Annotated in this window: 19 protein-coding genes; 7 read left to right on the top strand and 12 right to left on the bottom strand. The window is 60.2% G+C overall.

All coding sequences use genetic code 11. The features are described 5' to 3' along the window. Positions 1-57: 57 nt before the first annotated feature. The 4 genes from ABSE61_RS26655 to ABSE61_RS26640 form a co-directional block, all read right to left on the bottom strand. On the bottom strand, positions 58-744 hold the full coding sequence (locus tag ABSE61_RS26655; RefSeq protein ID WP_423874137.1) for a cyclase family protein: 687 nt from the start codon (positions 742-744) through the stop codon (positions 58-60). An 87-nt stretch (positions 745-831) separates the two neighbouring features. Further along, a complete protein-coding gene (locus ABSE61_RS26650; protein WP_423874136.1) occupies positions 832-1,842 on the bottom strand; it encodes a Bug family tripartite tricarboxylate transporter substrate binding protein in 1,011 nt (336 codons plus the stop codon). A 638-nt stretch (positions 1,843-2,480) separates the two neighbouring features. Next, positions 2,481-2,732 carry a hypothetical protein gene (locus ABSE61_RS26645; protein WP_423874135.1) on the bottom strand — a complete coding sequence of 84 codons (252 nt, stop codon included), beginning with the start codon at positions 2,730-2,732 and terminating at the stop codon, positions 2,481-2,483. Between the two features lie 21 nt (positions 2,733-2,753). Further along, positions 2,754-2,987 carry a hypothetical protein gene (locus tag ABSE61_RS26640; RefSeq protein ID WP_423874134.1) on the bottom strand — a complete coding sequence of 78 codons (234 nt, stop codon included), beginning with the start codon at positions 2,985-2,987 and terminating at the stop codon, positions 2,754-2,756. Positions 2,988-3,372: 385 nt separating this feature from the next. On the opposite strand from ABSE61_RS26640, the gene ABSE61_RS26635 reads away from it, so the two are divergent. After that, positions 3,373-3,630 (top strand): hypothetical protein, encoded by a 258-nt coding sequence (locus ABSE61_RS26635; RefSeq protein ID WP_423874133.1) that lies wholly within the window; start codon positions 3,373-3,375, stop codon positions 3,628-3,630. 264 nt (positions 3,631-3,894) lie between these two features. On the opposite strand, the gene ABSE61_RS26630 is transcribed toward ABSE61_RS26635, so the two are convergent. From ABSE61_RS26630 to ABSE61_RS26610, 5 genes are all read right to left on the bottom strand, one after another. Continuing rightward, the gene (locus ABSE61_RS26630; RefSeq protein WP_423874132.1) at positions 3,895-4,119 is read right to left on the bottom strand and encodes a response regulator; all 225 of its coding nucleotides are present in this window, start codon (positions 4,117-4,119) and stop codon (positions 3,895-3,897) included. A 147-nt stretch (positions 4,120-4,266) separates the two neighbouring features. After that, complete coding sequence (locus ABSE61_RS26625; RefSeq protein WP_423874131.1) at positions 4,267-4,944, bottom strand: Crp/Fnr family transcriptional regulator; 678 nt, start codon at positions 4,942-4,944, stop codon at positions 4,267-4,269. A 484-nt stretch (positions 4,945-5,428) separates the two neighbouring features. Next, the gene (locus tag ABSE61_RS26620; RefSeq protein ID WP_423874130.1) at positions 5,429-6,634 is read right to left on the bottom strand and encodes a sensor histidine kinase; all 1,206 of its coding nucleotides are present in this window, start codon (positions 6,632-6,634) and stop codon (positions 5,429-5,431) included. Between the two features lie 406 nt (positions 6,635-7,040). Beyond that, positions 7,041-7,292: a hypothetical protein gene (locus ABSE61_RS26615; RefSeq protein WP_423874129.1), complete on the bottom strand. Its 252-nt coding sequence runs from the start codon at positions 7,290-7,292 to the stop codon at positions 7,041-7,043. A 1-nt stretch (position 7,293) separates the two neighbouring features. Continuing rightward, a complete protein-coding gene (locus ABSE61_RS26610; protein WP_423874128.1) occupies positions 7,294-7,983 on the bottom strand; it encodes a sensor histidine kinase in 690 nt (229 codons plus the stop codon). 208 nt (positions 7,984-8,191) lie between these two features. Between ABSE61_RS26610 and ABSE61_RS26605 the strand changes: the two genes are divergently transcribed. After that, positions 8,192-8,440 (top strand): hypothetical protein, encoded by a 249-nt coding sequence (locus ABSE61_RS26605; RefSeq protein WP_423874127.1) that lies wholly within the window; start codon positions 8,192-8,194, stop codon positions 8,438-8,440. An 84-nt stretch (positions 8,441-8,524) separates the two neighbouring features. Here ABSE61_RS26605 and rpmB read toward each other — a convergent pair whose 3' ends face one another. Next, positions 8,525-8,830 carry a 50S ribosomal protein L28 gene (gene rpmB, locus ABSE61_RS26600; RefSeq protein ID WP_423874158.1) on the bottom strand — a complete coding sequence of 102 codons (306 nt, stop codon included), beginning with the start codon at positions 8,828-8,830 and terminating at the stop codon, positions 8,525-8,527. A gap of 386 nt (positions 8,831-9,216) precedes the next feature. On the opposite strand from rpmB, the gene ABSE61_RS26595 reads away from it, so the two are divergent. The 5 genes from ABSE61_RS26595 to ABSE61_RS26575 all read left to right on the top strand — a co-directional run bounded on the left by ABSE61_RS26595 (position 9,217) and on the right by ABSE61_RS26575 (position 16,256). Next, on the top strand, positions 9,217-10,062 hold the full coding sequence (locus ABSE61_RS26595; RefSeq protein WP_423874157.1) for a DUF3108 domain-containing protein: 846 nt from the start codon (positions 9,217-9,219) through the stop codon (positions 10,060-10,062). A 441-nt stretch (positions 10,063-10,503) separates the two neighbouring features. After that, a complete protein-coding gene (locus ABSE61_RS26590; RefSeq protein WP_423874126.1) occupies positions 10,504-14,007 on the top strand; it encodes a helicase-related protein in 3,504 nt (1,167 codons plus the stop codon). Between the two features lie 245 nt (positions 14,008-14,252). Further along, entirely contained in the window at positions 14,253-14,522 is a 270-nt protein-coding gene (locus ABSE61_RS26585; protein WP_423874156.1) for an RNA-binding S4 domain-containing protein, read from the top strand. A gap of 107 nt (positions 14,523-14,629) precedes the next feature. Then, positions 14,630-14,968 carry a ferredoxin FdxA gene (fdxA, locus tag ABSE61_RS26580; RefSeq protein ID WP_423874125.1) on the top strand — a complete coding sequence of 113 codons (339 nt, stop codon included), beginning with the start codon at positions 14,630-14,632 and terminating at the stop codon, positions 14,966-14,968. 439 nt (positions 14,969-15,407) lie between these two features. Beyond that, positions 15,408-16,256 carry a CarD family transcriptional regulator gene (locus ABSE61_RS26575; protein ID WP_423874124.1) on the top strand — a complete coding sequence of 283 codons (849 nt, stop codon included), beginning with the start codon at positions 15,408-15,410 and terminating at the stop codon, positions 16,254-16,256. 301 nt (positions 16,257-16,557) lie between these two features. On the opposite strand, the gene ABSE61_RS26570 is transcribed toward ABSE61_RS26575, so the two are convergent. After that, the gene (locus tag ABSE61_RS26570; protein ID WP_423874155.1) at positions 16,558-17,997 is read right to left on the bottom strand and encodes a M48 family metalloprotease; all 1,440 of its coding nucleotides are present in this window, start codon (positions 17,995-17,997) and stop codon (positions 16,558-16,560) included. A gap of 261 nt (positions 17,998-18,258) precedes the next feature. After that, positions 18,259-18,714, bottom strand: coding sequence for a thermonuclease family protein (locus ABSE61_RS26565; protein WP_423874123.1), 456 nt, complete (start codon positions 18,712-18,714; stop codon positions 18,259-18,261). Positions 18,715-19,143 lie beyond the last annotated feature (429 nt).

Below are 19,143 nucleotides of genomic sequence, written 5' to 3'. Positions count from 1 at the left end.
CTTCACCTCTCCCACAAGGGGAGAGGTGAAGAAGCCAGATAACAGACAAAACACATCTCACATCCCGAACACGGCGACGGCGCGGATCGGCGAAGCGGTTCCACCACGCCATTTCATCGGCAGCCCGATAAACGTAAAGGGACCCGCGCCCAACAAAGTCTCGAGATTGCACAGGCTTTCGATATGGGTGATGCCGAGTTCGAAGCAGGCCTTGTGCACCATAAGGTTTTCTTTGCCTTCCGGCCCCGGCCGCATTGAATCGATGCCGAAGTGCACGACGCCTTTGTGTGCGAGCCACTCGGCCGCTTTTACGTTCACGCCGGAATTTTCTGTTCCATATTCCTTGCGCGGAAAAGTTCGCTCGTGATGGCCGGTACACAAAAGCACCGTGCCGCCCTTCGGCACCGGATGGCCTGATTTTTCGACCGCCGCTTCGAGATCGCTGGGCGTGATTTCCGCGCGCGGCGCGATATGGCGCAGATCGACGCAGATGCCCGGCACGATGCATTTTTCCAGCGGATATTTGTCGATTCCCTCGCCGCGCTTGTCGAAGTGCGAAGGCGCATCGATATGGGTGCCGCCATGGTCGGGCATGGCGAAATACATCGAGGCGAGCCCGTGCACGTTGCCGCCGTCGGCGAACGACTCTTCGTGCGTTTTCCAGGTGCCGTGGATGATGGCGGAATGGCCGGGATAATTCGGGGTGCGGTGATAAAGCTCGCGGCTGAGGTCGACGATCTTCACGGGGGTCCTTTCTTTAAAGGTGTTCGTCGTCCCTGCGTTCGCAGGGACGACATGGTCGTATTACTTCGTCCATTTCTGCCCTCACAATCACACCGGCTTGATGCCGGCCTTCGCAATGACATCGTGCCATTTCGGCACTTCGGTTTCGATGCGCTGGCGCAAGCCGTCCGAGCCGTTGGCGATCACCTCGAAACCGTTGACGCGCAGCTGCTCGACGATTTCAGGCTTCTTCAGGGCCTCGACCGATTTTGCCGACAATCGCGCCACGATGTCGGGCGGCGTCTTCACCGGCGCCATGAAGGCCTGGAAGGTCTCGGCGATGAAGTCCTTGTTGCCGAGTTCGACCATGGTCGGCACGTTTGGCAGATCGACCCAGCGGCGGCTGCCGGTGACGGCGAGCGCCTTGATCGCACCGGACTCGATATAGGGTAGGGCCGGCGGCAACGCGGTGACCGCCAATTGCGTGACGCCGCCAAGCAGCGCCTGGATCGCAGGCCCTGCGCCTGAGAACGGCACATGCGTGATCTCGACATTGCCTACAATCTTGAGCAGTTCGCCGGAAAGATGCGGCGTGGTCCCGGCGCCCGGGCTTGCATAGTTGAGCTCGTCTGGCTTCGCCTTGGCGCGTGCGAAAAGTTCGGCGATCGAATTGATGCCCAGCTTGGGATCGATAAGGATCGCATTGGGCGAGGTGCCGAGTTCGGCGATCGGCGCGAAGTCCTTGAAAGGATCGTACGGCACGCTCGCATAAAGGCTGGGATTGACGACATAGGCGCTCGAGGTGACGAGCAGCGTGTAACCGTCGGCTTCGGCGTGCGCGGTATAGCCGATCCCGAGATTGCCGCCGGCACCGGCGCGATTTTCCACGATCACATGGCCGGGCAGCGCCGCACCGAGATTTTGCCCCAGGATTCGCGCCATGATGTCGGTCGGGCCCGCGGGCGCAAACGGCACGATGATCTTGATCGGCCGCTCCGGGTAGCCGGCCGCCCAAGCGCGCCCGGGCCTGAGCACCGGAGCCGCCGCGGCGCCCGCCACGAGGCTCGCGCTTTTCAGAAATTGCCGGCGCGTGGGCAGCGGGCTTTTATGTTGAGGCACAGTTTTCTCCCCGAATTTTTTTGTATCTCACCACATGCGTGGTGCCAGCGGAAGGCGCAATTCCGCGGCCCCGCGACGCCAAACGCCCGAGCCATCACAAAACCTTATCCCTCATGGAGGGCGCAGGGAAGCATCCCGAGTTGGTCACCGCGGTCACGCCGGATCGGTCCGGCATTCCCCGCGCAATGGTTTTAAACAGTTTATTCCACGCTCCCCGGCGATCGGACTGTTTTTGTCACCGTCACCAGCGCGATGCGATAAGTATCGTCGCCGATTTGACGCCAGCGTCGGGGCGTCAGGACCACATGGTTTCGCCGTCCGCCTCATGCGCTCGTCTGATGCGCCTGTTGCGTCCACCGCATCTTCTGACCAACGTTTAGGGACGATTGCGAAATGCCCCTCGTGAGAGCAGAAGACGCGCGGGAAACTGCCGGTGATTTGCCCGTCGTCACAAGAAAAAAGCCAGCGATATATTGGCACGACGGGCAAATCAGTTGACGCGCCAAAAAGGGTGTCAAGACTCAATCGTCATTCCGGAAGCCGCGGTAGCGGCTATCCGGAATCCATAGTGCCGCACGAATGCTGGCCTGCGCCTGCGGCGCATCCCGGAATGACGGCTGAGGGCAGGCTAACGGCGCTCAACCCTGCTTGAGGATTTTCTTTGTTTTCGTTGCCGGCCAGGGTTCACCGAGCGCGCGGACGCGAACCCGCGTCCCGTCATCGGTGTTGATCAGCGCGTGGGTTGCGATCTCGTCGTTGATCTCAAACAGTCGAAGCTCCGTCGTCGGCAACCAGGTCAGCGTCTGATCGATGTCGCCGGGAAAAATCTGCCAAGCCGATCCATCATGCATTTTGACAATGTGGCTCTCGGAGTGTTCGAGAATTTTCATCGCGATACTTTCACCGGCCGCTCATGAAACGGAATCGAGCTGTGCCAGTCCTGCCGGCGCATGGCCGTTGCCGGCGTGAACGACTGGAATACGCGAGGGAGAAACTTCGCCGTCGAGCCAATCCTGTTCGTCGGCTAAAGCACGCCACGCGGCCTCCATGCGCTTGTAACGGTGGAAGGCGGGTTCGTTGTCCGCGCCCTCGGCAAGATGCACGCAGTTTTCGGCATTTTCGCGAAAAATTACGGATTGCTTCATGGTGTCCTTCCCTGTTGAACGGATACGTATGAGCGAGAGGCGCGATTACAACGAAGTTCCAATGAAGGATCCGTAAGCTTCGCCGGGGAACCGTCGCATCACGTGTCGTCACAGATGTGCGAGTGCGAATTCGATTCAGCCGCGGTTCATTTTTAAGATAACGTGTCAAACAAAGAGGTCGGGTCCTTCAGCCGCGCGCATCGAGCGCAAACCGGCATCCCAACCGGGATTGGCCGGTTCCGACCGATACGGTAAAACTCCGCCCGGTACGGCAAAACAAAGACAGCGACTTCGCGGCCGATTGAGCGTAGAGCCGTTACCGTGAACGCGCTGGGCATCTTCTGCACTGACTGAGAGAATAACAAACACTTGAGGGAGAGCGTCGATGGTTTCGCCAGACCACTACAGTCAGGAACTGAATGCCCAGTTTGGACGTGCGGTCTCCCGAGGCATGTCGCACATTCTGATCAATGCACGCGAGCTGCATTCATCTCTCGGGGACTTTCCAGACTCGGACGATAAACTAGTCTCATGTCGTTTGGTGATGCGCAATGAAATGAAAGCAGGCGACGTCATGGTGGTGACGCGGGAAAACCTGATGGGCATGACCGTACGCTATCTGTTGCCGCGAGCGGCACATTGATCGTGTCGCCTCGGCAAGAGCGTGAAGCCGAAAGATCGTCGGCGACCGCCTATCTTACTTCCTTGGAGATACCCAGGCCTCCATCACGTTGCTTTCGATGATGTGCCGCTGAACTCTCTTGCAGTGAGGGCAAGCAAACGTCCGCAGATCCTGGCCCCGCATGCTCGGCTCAATCGCGGCCAACCTCATGGGAGAGCCACAGGCGGTGCATTGCGGACCCTGGTTTTGTTTATCGAGCATGTATATTGCTCCCGGAAGTCAGCGTCAGTTGGGCGTCCTGAGTTCGCCGGCGAGCCAGCCTGCCGCCTTGGAGTTGAAGGGATCCGATGCAATAACCCGCATCTCAACCTGGTCGCATCTGGGGCATTCGAACAGCCGGTGCTCGAAGCCGATTGGCCCCGCTGAAACGCGTTCCAGCATCATCCGCGTTTGGCAGCGAGAACAGCGGGCGCGCTCGATATCGGTCAAGAATTGGTCGGGTAAAGTCACGGCTTTTCTCCATGTCAGGCGGGAGTGTTACCGAACTCTCAGTCACCGATGGTAGCCGATAGGGCGCGGTGATGAAGCAACCATGCCCGCTTTCAGTTCCGGGATGCTGTTCAATACAGCTCACATTCCGAAAGTTAATGAACGGCCCTAATCACGCTCTTTGAGCACGGGCTTTTCGTGAAGAACCGCAGATAGCAGCGAGTTGTTGACCTCGATATGGCCGTTGTAGCTGATCAGCCCGAGCTTGCGAAACTTGTTCATGAAATGGCTGACCCGGGATCGGGTGGTGCCGACCATCTCCGCCAGTGTTTCCTGGCTGATATTCGGGCTGATCCGCTGTGGCTCGCCGTCCTTGCCGAAATTCGCGAGCAGTAGCAGCAGCCGGGCCAGCCGCCGCTCGCTTGAATTGAACAGCTGGTCGATCAGGTCTTCTTCAATCCGGCTGTTCCGGGTCAGGAGATAGGCCATGAACAGTTCGGAGAATTTGGGCTCATCATGAAGCGCTGATATCATCGCGGCTTTGGTGATCGAGGTGATCACGCAATCCTCCATTGCCGTTGTCGTCGATATGCGCAGCTTGTGGCCGTTCATGCAGCCTTCGCCAAAGAAATGTCCGGGCTCGAGGATTGCGACGACCGCTTCCTTGCCCTGTTCGGACAAGACAGTGAGCTTGACTCTTCCTTTTTGAATGTAAAACACCGTCTCCGCGACGTCACCCTGTTCGAAAATTTTCTGGTTCTTGTGAAGTTCGAGGATCGTTTTCCCGTCGCCGACTTTGGCGAGAAAGACCTTCGCTTCAAATATGTCCTTAGGCGGCTTGCTCATAAGGCCTCCTTTGGCCCGGACGAACGTCGTCAACGCTTGCTGGCTGAGCGGCTGTGTCTCGCGGTGCGCGGAATTGGGAAGAGGAAAACGTATTCAGCGTCAGCCGTCCAACGTATGGCTTTCGAGCCATGTCTTATTCCTGAAGAGCCTCCGAAGCGATAGCGCAATTTGCCGGTGCTGATTGCGTTCGCCTCCCGGCGGGAACGTCCGGGCATACCGCAAAACATTGCGCCGCATCTCGATAAAATGCGCCACCTCGCAGCGGATGTCGGTTTCGGGCTTTGCCCGTCGGCTTTCAGACGGCATGACGCCCCTTTGGGTCAGGCGGAAGCTTTGCTCTCGTCACCGATAGAGGCCGAGTGCAGTGCGGTGACAGGCAGTCGTAGCCCGGTTTCGTGCTGAGCCAGTGGTCATTTTTGCTCACATTTGGAAATAGATGACGGCCTCAGCGCGGGGTGTCGTGGGAACATCGGTTCCAGCGACTTCAGGCCGCCGCGACGAGCGACGTCATGGGGACGTCTAACGCATACACAAAGCCGGTCGGGTCATAGGCCAGTTTCACCTGGCCCTTCAATTGTTGGCCGAGAGATCCGATCAAGCGTGTCCCAAAGCTTTGGCGGGAAGGCGCGGATACCGAGGGGCCACCTTTTTCGGACCACATCATCTGCAGCCGTTGCTTTCCTTCGTCGACCTTCCACGCGATGTCGATGCTTCCCCCTGGCACCGACAACGCACCGAATTTCGTCGTATTGGTGCAAAGCTCGTTGAGCGTCATTGCCAGCGCGATCACCGCGCCGGATGTAACTTTGATATCAGGTCCCGAAATCGAGAATCGGCCTCCGCCTTCGCTGTCATACGGCTCGGTCGCGCCCCGAATCGTATTGGCGAGATCTGCGTTAGCCCATCGGGCCTGCAACAACAGATCGTGCGCTCGACCGAGCGCGATCAGGCGCCCTTCAATAGCATGTTGGCCTTCCTCAATGTTTGTCGCGGTGCGTAGGCTTTGCGACGCAATGGCGGTTACGGTTGCAAGGGTATTTTTGATCCGGTGGTGCAGTTCTTCCAGGATGAGTTTCTGCAATTTATCGGCAGCCTCACGTTCCTTGGCGTCGATGCCCGCCTGGGCCAACAAAACCTCTGCGTCGATGCCCGCCTGTTCAAGCAACAGGCGAAGACTGTCGTTTTCTGCCGTCAGGAATTCATTGGAAGCGTAACCGTTCGACGTTCGCGGGGCACGATGGCTTTGAGTTTCAACGGGGCCGGCCCATGCAATAAGCCCGGAGATATCGGCGGGTACGAGTTTCAGGGCGCCGTGACCGATCATCTCCCGTATTTCCGCGATCATCTGCTTCACCTCGAGCGGCTTGCCAAAGAAGCGGCTGTCGGTGGGTCTTTCGCTGTCGGTCGGCGTCAGTTTGCCGGAAACGAGGATGATCTTGATCGATGGCCACCGTTCATGGACGGCATGCGCCAGTTTCAGGCCATCCATGCTCCCGGGCATCTGAATATCCGTGAACAGAAGGTCGACGTCCGAGCGGGACTCAAGAATGGCGAGGGCTTCATCGGCGTTCACGGCTTCTATCGGGGTGAAGCCTGCATCCTCTACGATATCCACTGCGCACATGCGCAGCAGCATCTCGTCTTCGACGACCAGAACTTTGGGTGGCGTTGGGACGGAATGCAAAACCATGAAGGGCTCGGCGCTTTCTTGGCGACTAATATTAGTCCGTGCCGCTGGTCGCTCATGGCTTCGAACACGCAATCGGGCTCGTCAAAAACCGAAAGTGCACACTCTTGTAACACAGTGCCGATGGCTGCATCGGCTGAGAGCCAATCTAAATGTGAGCACTTTTGCTCACACCAGGCAGGTCGGCGAACGGCGTTTCCCGAGCGAAAGGGATCGCCGATGTCGTCGCGTTTGCAGGGGGGTTGTCGGATTAATATTCTTGGAAGCGGCGGGATCCGTTGGGAATAGCCAAACGATAGAGATCCTCTACGGACTGCGGCGCCCTGCTGAGCAGCACAAGGCTGGTACGACAAGCCATGCAAAACCGAATCCCAGAAATTCAAATCAAGACGCAAGCAGCCGAAGCCGCCTAACTCGCCTGCTTGCCGTCGTCCTGGCGCCCAAACGCAGCCAATCCGACATCGCGCAAGCGCACCGGATCGCGCTCGCCGATCCTCGTCGCATCAATGATACGCCTGGCGATTACCTCGTACACAATGGACGGCTGCCCACTATCGTGAAGCTCTTTGCAGGCGCTGTCGAAAGCTTCGCCCATGATTTCGGTTATTCGATCGTCAAACACGGTGCCCGCTTTGCGGTTGAACGGAAGAATAGATGCCACGTTAATTTCCTTTCACTGCTGGCGTACTTTCGATGTTTGCGCCGCCAAATGTCCCCGGTTTCACAAGCCGGGCACAAACACCAAGACAGTCGTGCTCGAATTGAAGTTCGGCGTTGAGCCCTCTCGTGAGCGCCCGCATCAGCTGAAAGCCGAGCCCGCCATCGGTTGTGGGGTCGAAATTCTCCGGGAAGCCGACGCCGTCATCGGTCACTTCGACCAGGAACGAGCCATCGTCATTGGTCTCGTAGCGGACCTGCACGCTCACAGGCAAACCTGTTGGATGCGCATACTTGACGGCGTTGGTGAGAAGCTCGGCGGTGATCAGCCCGGCATGGAGTGCGTGACGCGGTTCGATGTGATTTTCGCCGGAACACGCGACGGTCAAGTTCATCTTTCTTTCGGGGCCGAGCGTGCCAATCATCTCGGCGATTTCCTCCAGGAAATTTCCGAGATGGACGCCGTTGCCGTTGCCGGCCACCGCGAGCGATTTGTGAAGTTTTGCAGTTACCTCGATGCGCGCGCTGATATCGTCGAGCAGTTGGCAAACCTGGTCTGCGGTAAGGGGCTTGCCGCTTCTGGAAACGGCGTTGCGCTGCAGCCGAATGGCACCGCTGAGCCTGGCGAGATTGTTGGCGATCCGATGATCGGACTCGGCCAGTCCGATATCTCCATGATCGATCAAGATTGCCATTTTTTCCTATCCCCTCAAAACGGGATGGTGCGCTTCGAAACAGCGGAGATCAAGAAAACAATAATAAGTTCAATGCATTATTGGCATATTGGGTGGCTTTTTGGCTCTATTTGTCAAAACCAAAAAGTTAGATCAATGAGTATAAATAGTAAGGAACTCATTTTGGGTCTCTTGCGTTGATGGGGTGAGTTTTCGAGGGGAGTGTCAGATGGGCGAACTCAACCGAGGCGAACGGCTCCAGATCATGCTGACCCACGACGAACTGCGGATCGTCGATACCTGGCGTTTTGCGAGGCGGATGCCGAGCCGGGCGGCGGCCATTCGGGAACTGCTCAAGCGCGGCATGGCCGCCGAAGGATTTGCGGAAGTCATGGATGGGCAGAAGTCCAAGGACTTCTCGGTGCTGCCGGACGATCCGGCCGTGAACGATCCAGCTCTGGATGAGCTAGCCGAGTAGCGCGCACGAAGGCGGGACAAAGCCCAAACGAGACGGCCGGGTCTTTGACCCGGCCGTTTCAATTTCTAGAGGTTTTGCGAAAGTTCAGCTCGCTTTGGCGACCGGCGCGGCGGCGACTTTCTTCTCGATCGCCCGCTTCAGGTCGAGCGCACGGGGCGAGAGATTGGCAGCGCGGGCCTTCAACAGGAAAGCATCCAGGCCGCCATTGTGGTCGACGCTCTTGATCGCGTTGGTGGAGACGCGCAGGCGCACGTTGCGGCCTAGTGCATCCGAGATGAAGGTCACGTTGCACAGGTTCGGCAGGAAGCGCCGCTTGGTCTTGATATTGGAGTGGCTCACCTTGTGACCTACCTGCGGGCCCTTGGCCGTCAGTTCGCAACGCCGCGACATCTTGAAAAATCCTTCCATCCCGGCTCTCGTCCGTATCATACGGATCGGCGCCAAGGGTCAAAAACTCGTCCATTCATGAGGAGCGGCGGACGTATAGGGGCAGATCGGCAAGCCGTCAAGGTTCGGAAGGGTCCCAAAGGGCCGGTTTGGCAGGCTTTTTGCCGGGTTCGCTATCACATAAACGGCGTATTCCGGGCTGATATCCTGAGATGCCAAGGGGGTTCATGCCCAGCGCCAGGGCCGTGACTTGGTTGCTCCCCGATTTAGCGGCCCCTGATTTAACTAAAGGCGCGTGCAGGCGTTGTTCGCCGGATTTTTTGGTTTAAATGAAACAAAGATCCCGCTCTCTTGTGAGGACAGCTGCTTCCGTGACCGATCTGCGTAGGATGTTGTCCCGGCGGGCCCGTTGGTTGCTCGCGGCGCTCGCATGGACATGCGGCATTGCTGTGGTCTCAGGCGCACAGCCCGCTTCGGCGCAAGGCAAGCTCGAGGCGCAATACGAGGCCACGCTGGCCGGCATTCCCGTCGGCAGGGGCGCCTGGAATATTGAAATTTCCGACGATCAATTCACGGCGTCCGCCGTCGGCGGCACCGCGGGGCTCCTGAAAAGCTTTTCAAGTAGCTCCGGCACCGGCTCGGCGCAGGGGCGCGTCGTCAACGGCGCGCTGGTCTCGACCAATTACAGCGCCTCGACCACGACGTCGAAAAAATCCGAAGCCATCCACATGGTGCTCAGCAACGGTACCATCAAGGAATACGCGATCGAGCCGGAGCCGCCGGTCGATCCCGATCGCATTCCGGTGACGGAGGCGCACAAGAAGGGCGTGTTCGATCCGATGACCGGCTCGATGCTGCGCGTGCCCGGCACCGCCGATCCGCTCTCGCCCGACGCCTGCCGCGGCAGCGCCGCGGTGTTCGACGGCCGCATGCGCTACGACCTGAAACTCGATTTCAAGCGCATGGAGACCGTGAGGGCCGAGAAGGGCTATCAGGGTCCGGTCGTGGTCTGCGCGATCTATTTCACGCCGGTCGCGGGCTACATCCCCGATCGTCCGGTGATCAAATATCTCGTCTCCGCGCGCAACATGGAAATCGCCTTCGCGCCGGTCGCGGGCACCCGCATCCTGGTGCCGTTTCGGGTGGTGATCCCGACCTATCTCGGCATCGCGATGCTGGAAGCGACCCAGTTCATCACGACGCCAACCCCGCCCCGGGTCGCCAAGACGAATTGACGGTCATTCCGGAGCGCGCGAAGTGCGAGGCCGGAATCCCGAAATTCCCCGATGCGCAATTGCGCATCTGAGGTCTGGTGCCAACGCACCATCCCGGAATAACGATCTCACCGAATCCCTGTTGACTCTTGGTCACTTCTGATTCGACTCCTGCGTTAAGCGTTTTCGTCGTCAAACCGTCGCTTGAAGGCCGACGCCAAACTTGATCTAGTGCGCCAAGAGGCTATCTGCGCGATATGTTGCGTGAACGAAGCAGGACGATCCCAGGAGTCAGCGATTCGGGCGCCTTTCGTTCCGCACTCGTTCCGAAGCTTAAATCCACCCTCACAAGCGTCGCATTGTGAAACACTTTTGAGCCGGCAGGTGCGCCGGTCCGAACCTTCGTCACTGATTTTGCGCGGTTTGCGCTCAACGCCGAAAGCCACAGAAACCCTTTAAAACATGGCTCTTTCGTCAACTTCCTTCTCGCATGCCAATAACGGAAAGGCGGCCGGTTCCGGCGTCACCGCCGTGCTCGGGCCGACCAATACCGGCAAGACGCATCTGGCCATCGAGCGCATGCTGGCGCATTCCTCCGGCGTGATCGGTCTGCCGCTGCGGCTGCTCGCGCGCGAGGTCTATAACAAGATCGTCGACCGTGCCGGTGCGGAATCCGTCGCGCTGATCACCGGCGAAGAGAAGATCAAGCCGCCGCGGCCGCGGTTCTGGGTGTCGACCGTCGAAGCGATGCCCCGCGATCTCGACGTGTCGTTTCTCGCCGTCGATGAAATCCAGATCGCCGCCGATCTCGAACGTGGGCACGTTTTCACCGATCGCATCCTCAACCGGCGTGGCCGCGACGAGACCTTGTTGCTTGGTGCGGCCACCATGCGCGGCATGGTCGAACGGCTGCTGCCCGCCGCCAACATCGTGACGCGGCCACGGCTGTCGCAACTCGAATTCGCCGGCGACCGCAAGATCACCCGTCAGCAGCGGCGTACCGCGATCGTCGCCTTTTCGGCCGACGAGGTCTACGCCATCGCCGAATTGATCCGCCGCCAGCATGGCGGCGCTGCGGTGGTACTCGGTTCGCTGAGCCCACGCACCCGAAACGCGCAAGTGGAGATGTTCCAGAACGGCGATGTCGATTATCTCGTTGCGACCGACGCGATCGGCATGGGCCTCAATCTCGACGTGGACCACGTGGCGTTTGCGTCCGACCGCAAATATGACGGTTATCAATTCCGCCGCCTGATCCCGTCCGAATTTGCCCAGATTGCAGGCAGAGCGGGCCGCGCCACACGAAACGGTACTTTCGGCACCACCGGCCGCTGCGCGCCATTCGAGCCGGAACTGGTCAATGCGTTGCAGAACCACACCTTCGAAAGCGTGCGGATGCTGCAATGGCGCAATTCGAAGCTCGATTTCTCCTCGCTCGGCGCGCTTCAGGTGTCGCTCGCGCTCTCGCCCAACCATGAGGTTCTGACCCGCGCCCCGATCGCCGAGGACCTGCGCGTGCTCGATCATGTCGCGCGCGACGCCGATATCAGGGAGATGGCGGAGGGGGCGGACGCGGTGGAACGGCTGTGGGAGGCCTGCCAGATCCCGGATTACCGCCGGATCGCGCCGGCCGCCCATGCCGAACTTGTCACGAGCCTGTTTCGATTCCTGATGCAAAAAGGGCGTATCCCGGATGCATGGTTTGCCGCCCAGGTCGACCAGGCCGACCGGGTGGACGGCGATATCGACACATTATCGGGCCGGATTGCGCAAATCCGCACCTGGACCTTCGTCGCCAATCGTCCGGACTGGCTCGCCGACCCCGAACATTGGCAAGGGATCGCACGCGAGGTCGAAAATAAATTATCCGATGCGCTGCATGAACGGCTTACGGAGCGTTTCGTTGATCGTCGTACCAGTGTATTGATGCGCCGCCTGCGGGAAAATGCGATGTTGAATACGGAAATCGGCAAGACCGGCGAAGTGATCGTGGAGGGCCATGTGATTGGCCGTCTGGACGGTTTCACCTTTGCGCCAGATGCGGCGGAAGCCGGCTCAGAGGCCAAGGCCTTGCAGGCGACCGCGCAAAAGGCGCTCGCCGGTGAAATCGACGCGCGCGCCGAGAAACTGGCCGCGGCTCCCGACGATCAATTCGTGCTGACCTCGGAAGGAACCATTCGCTGGACCGGCGATGCGGTCGGCCGGCTAACGGCGGCCGACGACGCGCTTCATCCGCGCGTCCGCATCATCTCCGACGAGCGCTTGAGCGGTGCGCCGCGCGAAGCCGTGCAAACCCGGCTCGATCTGTGGCTGAAGACCCATATCGAAAAGCTGCTCGGGCCGTTGTTCGAAATGAGCAAGGCCGAGGACGTCACGGGAATTGCGCGCGGCATCGCGTTTCAGTTGGTCGAAGCGATGGGCGTGCTCGAGCGCGCCAAGATCGCGGCCGAGATGAAGGACCTCGATCAGCCGTCGCGGGCGCTTTTACGCAAATACGGCGTGCGCTTCGGCGCCTATCACATCTACGTGCCGCCGCTGCTCAAGCCCGCGGCGCGCGCACTGGCTTCGCTGCTGTGGGCCTTGAAAGAGGCCAATGTCGATCTCTCCGCGTTGTCGGGCGCGCAGCATCTGGCGTCCAGCGGTCGCACGTCGTTCCCGATCGACAAGACGTTGCCGCGCGATGCCTATCGCGTGCTCGGCTATCGTCAATGCGGCGAACGCGCGGTGCGGGTCGATATTCTGGAGAGGCTCGCCGATCTCATTCGTCCGGCGCTCTCCTGGCGCGAAACCTCGCCCGGAGAAAAACCCGCCGGCGCGTTCGATGGCCGCAGCTTTGTGGTGACGCAGGCGATGACGTCGCTCACGGGTTCGGCGGGCGAAGATTTCGCCTCGATCCTGCGTGCGCTCGGCTATCGCATGGAACGCCGTCCGCCGCCGCCGAAGCCGGTGGTGGTTGAACCTGCGGCTGAAGCCGCACCGGCGGAGACCGCCTCCGAGGTGCCTTCATCTGAAGCCATTTCTTCCGAAGCTGTTTCTTCCGAGACTCCTGCCGAGCCTGTTGCAGAGGCGGCCACAAGCGAAGCCGCGTCGACGATTGATGCCGCGCTGAGCGCTGAAGTGACGGAGGCGCCGGTCGTCGAAGAGGCTGTGGCTTCATCGACGCTGCTGCCCGCGATCGATTTCGCACAAGGAGCAGGCGCATCCGAAGCGGCGCCTGAGAGCGCAGCAACGCCTGACGAGGCCGCGGCTGTGGCGCCATCTGTCGCTGCTGAAATTCCGGTCGAGGCGAGTTCGGAAGCCGCTCCTGAAGCGGCAAGCGCGAGCGCTGCTTCGCCGACTGACGCGGCCGCAGTACCCGCCGAGCCCGAACTGGTCGAAGTCTGGCGTCCCGGTGGCCGGTCTGAGGAGCGTCGGCCACAACGTCACGATCGCAATCGGCATCGTCGCCCCGATCGCACTGCCGAGGGCACGCAGCCTGCTGCCGCCGGTGAAGCTGGAGCGAGCGAGCCTGGCGAGGGCGCCAAGCGCGAACGTCATCGGCATGGACGGCGCGACCGTCACCGTGATTTCGGCAAACTCCGCCCCAGTCAACCGGCAGCAGATGGCGCTGTTGCGGCCGCACCGGCGCCCGATGGCGCACCGGCACAGGAAGCGCGTGACGGCGAGCAGGGCCGGCCGCCACGCGATCGCGTCGATGGCAAGGGACACGGCGGAGACAGGAATAAGGGCAAGTCACGCGAAGACGGTGGACGCGACAAGGGTCGGGACAAAGGCCGTGAGAAGGGTCGCGGCGACAGAGGCGGACGCGACCGCGACCGGGGCGGAAGGGAAAGCGGGCCGTCGCATCGGCAATATGCGTCGAGTGCGAGCCCGCGCGAGCGTGATCGTCCGATCGATCCCAATTCGCCTTTTGCCAAGCTCGCCGCGCTCAAGGAGCAGATGAGCGCGAGCCGCAAGGACCCATAGCGTTTTCAAGCGAAGTGGGCACCGGTTCGCGTGAAGAAAACGCGCCGAAGCAGATCAAGACCTTCCCGCCTGGTACCGCCAATCTGAAGTCCCTGCACGACAAGCGGCGAAATCGATCAGGGACTTCAGATCGATAAAGCGGTACTAGAAAAAATAAGTTTGCTAGTGCCCACGACTTTCCGAAGTTCGTGAAGGCGGGTGCTGCGATGGAGCACGAACTTCGGAAAGTGGGCACTAGGTGTTGCGTGGAGCGCCAACGTCTCGACAAATGGCTGTGGCATGCGCGTTTGGTGAAAGCCCGCACCAATGCCGCCGCGCTGGTGGCGGCGGGCCACGTGCGCATCAACGGCGTGCGCGAGACCTCGCCCGGTCGCGCGATCAAAGCGGGTGACGTCCTCACCGTTGGGCTCGACCGGTCCGTGCGCGTGCTGAAGGTGACTGGATTTGCTGAGCGGCGGGGCGATGCGGCGTCCGCGCGCGCCCTCTATGTCGATTTGCAGGGCCGCCCGGAGTGACTATCTGCACTCCTGCAGGTGAGGGGCTTCCCTTGCAGCGCAGGTGTTCCTGGGCTACGCAACCCTCTTAAATCTGACTTAAAAACTGACCCGTTCCGGAGCCTTGGATGACTTACGTCGTCACTGAAGCCTGCATCAAATGCAAATATACCGACTGCGTTGAAGTCTGCCCCGTCGATTGCTTTTACGAGGGCGAGAACATGCTGGTCATCCATCCGGACGAGTGCATCGATTGCGGCGTGTGCGAGCCCGAATGCCCGGCCGACGCCATCAAGCCGGATACCGAGCCGGGTCTCGAAAAGTGGCTTGAAGTTAACACCGAATATGCCAAATCCTGGCCAAATATTACCCAAAAGAAGGATTCCCCGGCCGACGCTAAGGAATTCGAGGGGAAAGAAGGCAAGTTCGAGAAATATTTTTCTCCGAACGCCGGCACCGGCGACTGACGCCGGGGGCGGGTTTTCCGCCTTATGCACAGGTCATATTAATTTTTTTCCACAGGCAAATAACGGCTGTGGATGGCCGATTGGCTTAACCCTGTTCCGGATTTCGATAACAAAACGGCCTCCGGACGGCGCTGGGAAGGCATAAATCATTGATTTTCGCGGGAAATGTGCTATGTTACTTCGGTAGCTAGCCGAACCCGTCAGCCCGCTTGCCGGCCCCCATGGGTTCCCGTGAAAACATCGAACAGGGGCGTGGTAGTTCCGCGCGCAGGCTGTGTCACAAAAAACGCGTACAAAGAGTACTTCGAAGGCTTCGAAGAAAGCCGCCGCGGCCACGAGCCGGGGTGCATCCAAGGGCCGTGCCCCGGCGTCCGCGAAGGATTCCCGGAAAACAACCAAGGCTTCGGCTGCCAAGTCCTCAAAAAGCAAAAGAAGCTCAATGCCAAACAAGACTGCAAAAACTGCCGCGAAAGCGACCGGTTCGAAGGCCACTGCTTCGAAGGTTGCCGCCTCCAAGCCTGTTGCTCACAAGCCTGTTGCTCACAAGCCTGCTGCCCACAAGCCCGCTCCGAAGGCGGTTGCGCCCAAGGCGCCCGTCAAGGCTCCGGTCGCCGCCACCAAGCCCGTTGTTGCCGCCAAGCCCGTGGCAGCCGCGCCGCGCGTCGAAGACAAGAAGCCGTTGACCCAGCGTCAGGGCTTCAAGACCCACGAATTCGTGGTGTATCCGGCCCATGGTGTCGGCCAGATCCTCGCCATCGAGGAGCAAGAGATCGCCGGCGCGAAGCTTGAGCTGTTCGTGATCAATTTCATGAAGGACAAGATGACACTGCGGGTGCCGACGGCGAAGGTCGCCAATGTCGGCATGCGCAAGTTGTCGGAGCCCGTGCTGGTGAAGAAGGCGCTGGAGACCCTGAAAGGTCGTGCCCGCGTGAAGCGCACGATGTGGTCGCGCCGCGCCCAGGAATACGAAGCCAAGATCAATTCGGGCGACATCGTTGCGATCGCCGAGGTCGTGCGCGATCTCTATCGCTCCGAATCGCAGCCTGAGCAGTCCTACAGCGAACGCCAGCTTTATGAAGCCGCGCTCGATCGCCTGTCGCGCGAAATCGCCGTCGTGCAGCACGTGACGGAAACCGAAGCGGTCAAGGAAATCGAGGGCCAGCTCGCCAAGAGCCCGCGCCGCGGCGCCAAGGCCGAGGCCGATACTGAGGCGGATGCCGAGGCCGACGGTGAAACGGATGCCGACACCGATGGTGACGACGCTGCTGTCGCGGACGAAGCCGCGTAAGCTTTTCCTGTCCAAGCGAATTGAAAAAGCCCGGTCGATGAGACCGGGCTTTTTTTGCTTGGGTGCGTGATTTAGCGAAACCTATCGATGTGTCGTCCCCGCGAAAGAAGGGACCCATACGCCGCGGCTTCTCAATAGTACAATGTGTTCGACGACTATCGTCACGATCAACGTCGGTGGTTATGGGTCCCTGCTTTCGCAGGGACGACAAGAATCTGTCGGACCCGTATTCTTACCCTGTTTGTTTCTCGAGATCCCCGGTTCGCGTCAAACGCGCGCGGGGATGACCTGCTTTCGCAGGTCAATCCACCACGATCTTGACGCGGTCGCGGGCCTTGATCTGGGCATGGGCCTCGAGCCCGTTGATGATGCGGAAGCGGTCTGCCGGACGATCGACGCCGGCCATGCGGTGCGACAGCGATTCCACGGTATCGCCGGGCTGCACGTTGATCACCTTGATGCGCAGCGGTCGCGCGGTCTGGATTTCATCGAGCGACAATCGCCGGAACGAGTTCACGGTTTCCCGCGCGTTGCGATCGCTCTCTGTCGTCTTCTGCTTGGTGGCGAAGATGAAGCGGTAGACATCGCTGCCGAAGCGCAGTGCATAGACCTTGAACTGCCACTGGTCACCGCTGGCAACGGCGGAGGCCGCCGGAAAACCGTTGATGGTGATGTCCTCGGTCGAGGCCTTGTCGACGTTTTCCATCCAGCCGGAATTGAGATAGTCGCTGAGCGTTTGCTCGGCCGACACCCGTACGACGTCGAAGCGCATCGCCTGCGCGCCGCCGTCGCGCACGCCGATCACGGCCTGCGCGGTATTGTCCAGGGTGAAGTTTTCCGGCGCCGTAAAGGTGAAGCCGAGCTTGGGATGCAGGAACCTGCGCCCGCGGACGAAGCCCTCGCTCGGGTCTTCGCCGTAGACGATATTGTCGATCGCGGCGAGATAGGTATCGCGATCGCGCTCGTTGGCGTCCGACGAGGTGTATTGCCGCGCGGTGTTCTGGGCGTTGGCGACGCGATCCGGGGTCGCCGGATGGGAGGACAGGAAGTCCTGCGCCCGTGGATCGGCCGAATTCTTGCCTGCCTTCAGTTCGGCGTTGCGTTCCATCGCCGTCAGAAACCGCGCCGCGCCGTAGGGATCGAAATGCGCATTGGCCGAGATGCTGACGCCCATCTTGTCCGCATCGAATTCCTGCTGCCGCGAGAAGCTCGCCATCGTCAGTTTGGTTTTTGCCAGCGCCAACGCCGTCGGATCCTGATCGTTGCCGACGTCGGTGACGACACGGGTCGCGGCAGCCGCAGCCACCTGCCGCGCCTGATCCTCTCGACTGTAGGCGTGCTTGGCCAGCACGTGCGCCATTTCGTGGCTCAGCACCGAGGACAATTCGGAAGTGTCGCAGGCCAGCGCGATCAGACCGCGCGTTACATAGAGCTGGCCGGTCGGCAGCGCAAAAGCGTTCACCGCGCCGGAATTGAGGATCGTCACCTTGTAGGCTTGATCAGGCCGCTCGGAGGCCGCCACCAGCCGGTCGACGGTCTTGCCGATCAATGCTTCCAGCCTCGGATCGTCATAGGCGCCGCCGTAACTGGACAGGATGCGCTCGTGCTCCTTTTCGGCCGCCGGACTCTGGACGAACGTACTCTTGGGTTTGGCCGGGGTCGTTGGCGCAGAGGGGACTGCAGTTTGAAACCGGTTCACGTCGCCGCAACCGGCAAGCAAAAACGTAGCGCCCAGAACCAGTGCCGCCGATCTGAAGCCCCCGCACCGCAAGCGGCGAGTTCGTATCGGGGGCTCCAGATCGATAAGCGGCACTGAATTTATCAACTGGCCGGCGCCTTTGGCTTTTCGCAGCTCGCAAAGAGGTATCGCTCGGCCCACTGGCGAGCTTCGAAAGGCCGGCGCCAGCGGTAAAGCCCAAGGCCGACAACTCACGCTTGTCTTGCGACGTCCCACAACGTCCACCACGGCAGCCATTCTAATTGTTCTAATTGTCCCGGCGAGCTATTTCAGCAGCTCAATTTGTCCCGCCCGAACCACCTCGATCCGTGGTCCGGTATGCGCCTCAACAATCCCCCGGATACGAATACGTTTGTATTCCAACGCCTTAGGCTCAAGGCCAGCGGCCGCCAGGTTGGCGAGCGCCCGCCTTGGAATAGTCACAGCGAAGTCCCGTGTCCAGTTCCGTCCAAAATTCAGATAGGTGGTTGCCCCTGCCTGCCGGACGGACAGAACCTTGCCCTCGACCAGCATGATACGCCCAATCCCAGCCAAGATATCGCCCGGACTTTCCGCGTTTTTTATGACAGCGGGATCAGCCCAGATGCCTCTTTTAGCCTCACGCGCGCTGGCCTCGGCAGCCAAAAGCGCCGCGGCACATTCTCTGTCGTTCACGGTTGCGGAAACCACAGCCGTGCCTTCCGCCAAAAGCTCCCGTTGCACCAGGGTCTGCTGCGGCAATAGCCACACAAAGGCGGTCTGACGGCCATAACGGTCGGGCGTCCGCGTCCGCCTCCGCGGGGAAAGCGGGCTCAATCCCGCCAAGACGCACGTCGCGCCCGTCCGTGAGACGAAAGCTGCGTGCGTCGGTCACCTCCGTCACGCGGCCTTCGCCCTGTAACTCAAACGCGCAAGGCGCAGCCGGCGCGGCAGCCAGGGTTGCGACATTAGCCAAAGCCAACGCGATTGTCGTCGCCCATTGAAGCTGGTTTGACATGGTTGGGATCTAACCGTGCGCGGCTCGGACCATCTAGTCATTCTATCCGACCGAACGACGTTCGTTCGAGCGCTAGTGGAGTGGATGTGACATTCGCTACCCGCTAGCCAGGAATTCGCAATGCGAATGTCAAATCCAAAACTCCACCAGAAACCTATATTTGCCCAGTGGTT

Origin of the sequence: Bradyrhizobium sp. (assembly GCF_049519115.1) — a bacterium.
In the GTDB taxonomy this organism is placed as follows: domain Bacteria; phylum Pseudomonadota; class Alphaproteobacteria; order Rhizobiales; family Xanthobacteraceae; genus Bradyrhizobium.
The sequence above is the reverse complement of the archived record's forward strand: the minus strand, read 5'-3'. Positions and strand labels throughout refer to the sequence as shown.

Bases quoted from the DNA above. Each gene is read 5' to 3' on its own strand.
- ABSE61_RS26645 (WP_423874135.1), bottom strand. From the start codon at position 2,732: ATGAAAATTCTCGAACACTCCGAGAGCCACATTGTCAAAATGCATGAT.
- ABSE61_RS26640 (WP_423874134.1), bottom strand. From the start codon at position 2,987: ATGAAGCAATCCGTAATTTTTCGCGAAAATGCCGAAAACTGCGTGCAT.
- ABSE61_RS26635 (WP_423874133.1), top strand. From the start codon at position 3,373: ATGGTTTCGCCAGACCACTACAGTCAGGAACTGAATGCCCAGTTTGGA.
- ABSE61_RS26625 (WP_423874131.1), bottom strand. From the start codon at position 4,944: ATGAGCAAGCCGCCTAAGGACATATTTGAAGCGAAGGTCTTTCTCGCC.
- ABSE61_RS26620 (WP_423874130.1), bottom strand. From the start codon at position 6,634: ATGGTTTTGCATTCCGTCCCAACGCCACCCAAAGTTCTGGTCGTCGAA.
- ABSE61_RS26610 (WP_423874128.1), bottom strand. From the start codon at position 7,983: ATGGCAATCTTGATCGATCATGGAGATATCGGACTGGCCGAGTCCGAT.
- ABSE61_RS26605 (WP_423874127.1), top strand. From the start codon at position 8,192: ATGGGCGAACTCAACCGAGGCGAACGGCTCCAGATCATGCTGACCCAC.
- rpmB (WP_423874158.1), bottom strand. From the start codon at position 8,830: ATGTCGCGGCGTTGCGAACTGACGGCCAAGGGCCCGCAGGTAGGTCAC.
- ABSE61_RS26595 (WP_423874157.1), top strand. From the start codon at position 9,217: ATGTTGTCCCGGCGGGCCCGTTGGTTGCTCGCGGCGCTCGCATGGACA.
- ABSE61_RS26590 (WP_423874126.1), top strand. From the start codon at position 10,504: ATGGCTCTTTCGTCAACTTCCTTCTCGCATGCCAATAACGGAAAGGCG.
- fdxA (WP_423874125.1), top strand. From the start codon at position 14,630: ATGACTTACGTCGTCACTGAAGCCTGCATCAAATGCAAATATACCGAC.
- ABSE61_RS26575 (WP_423874124.1), top strand. From the start codon at position 15,408: ATGCCAAACAAGACTGCAAAAACTGCCGCGAAAGCGACCGGTTCGAAG.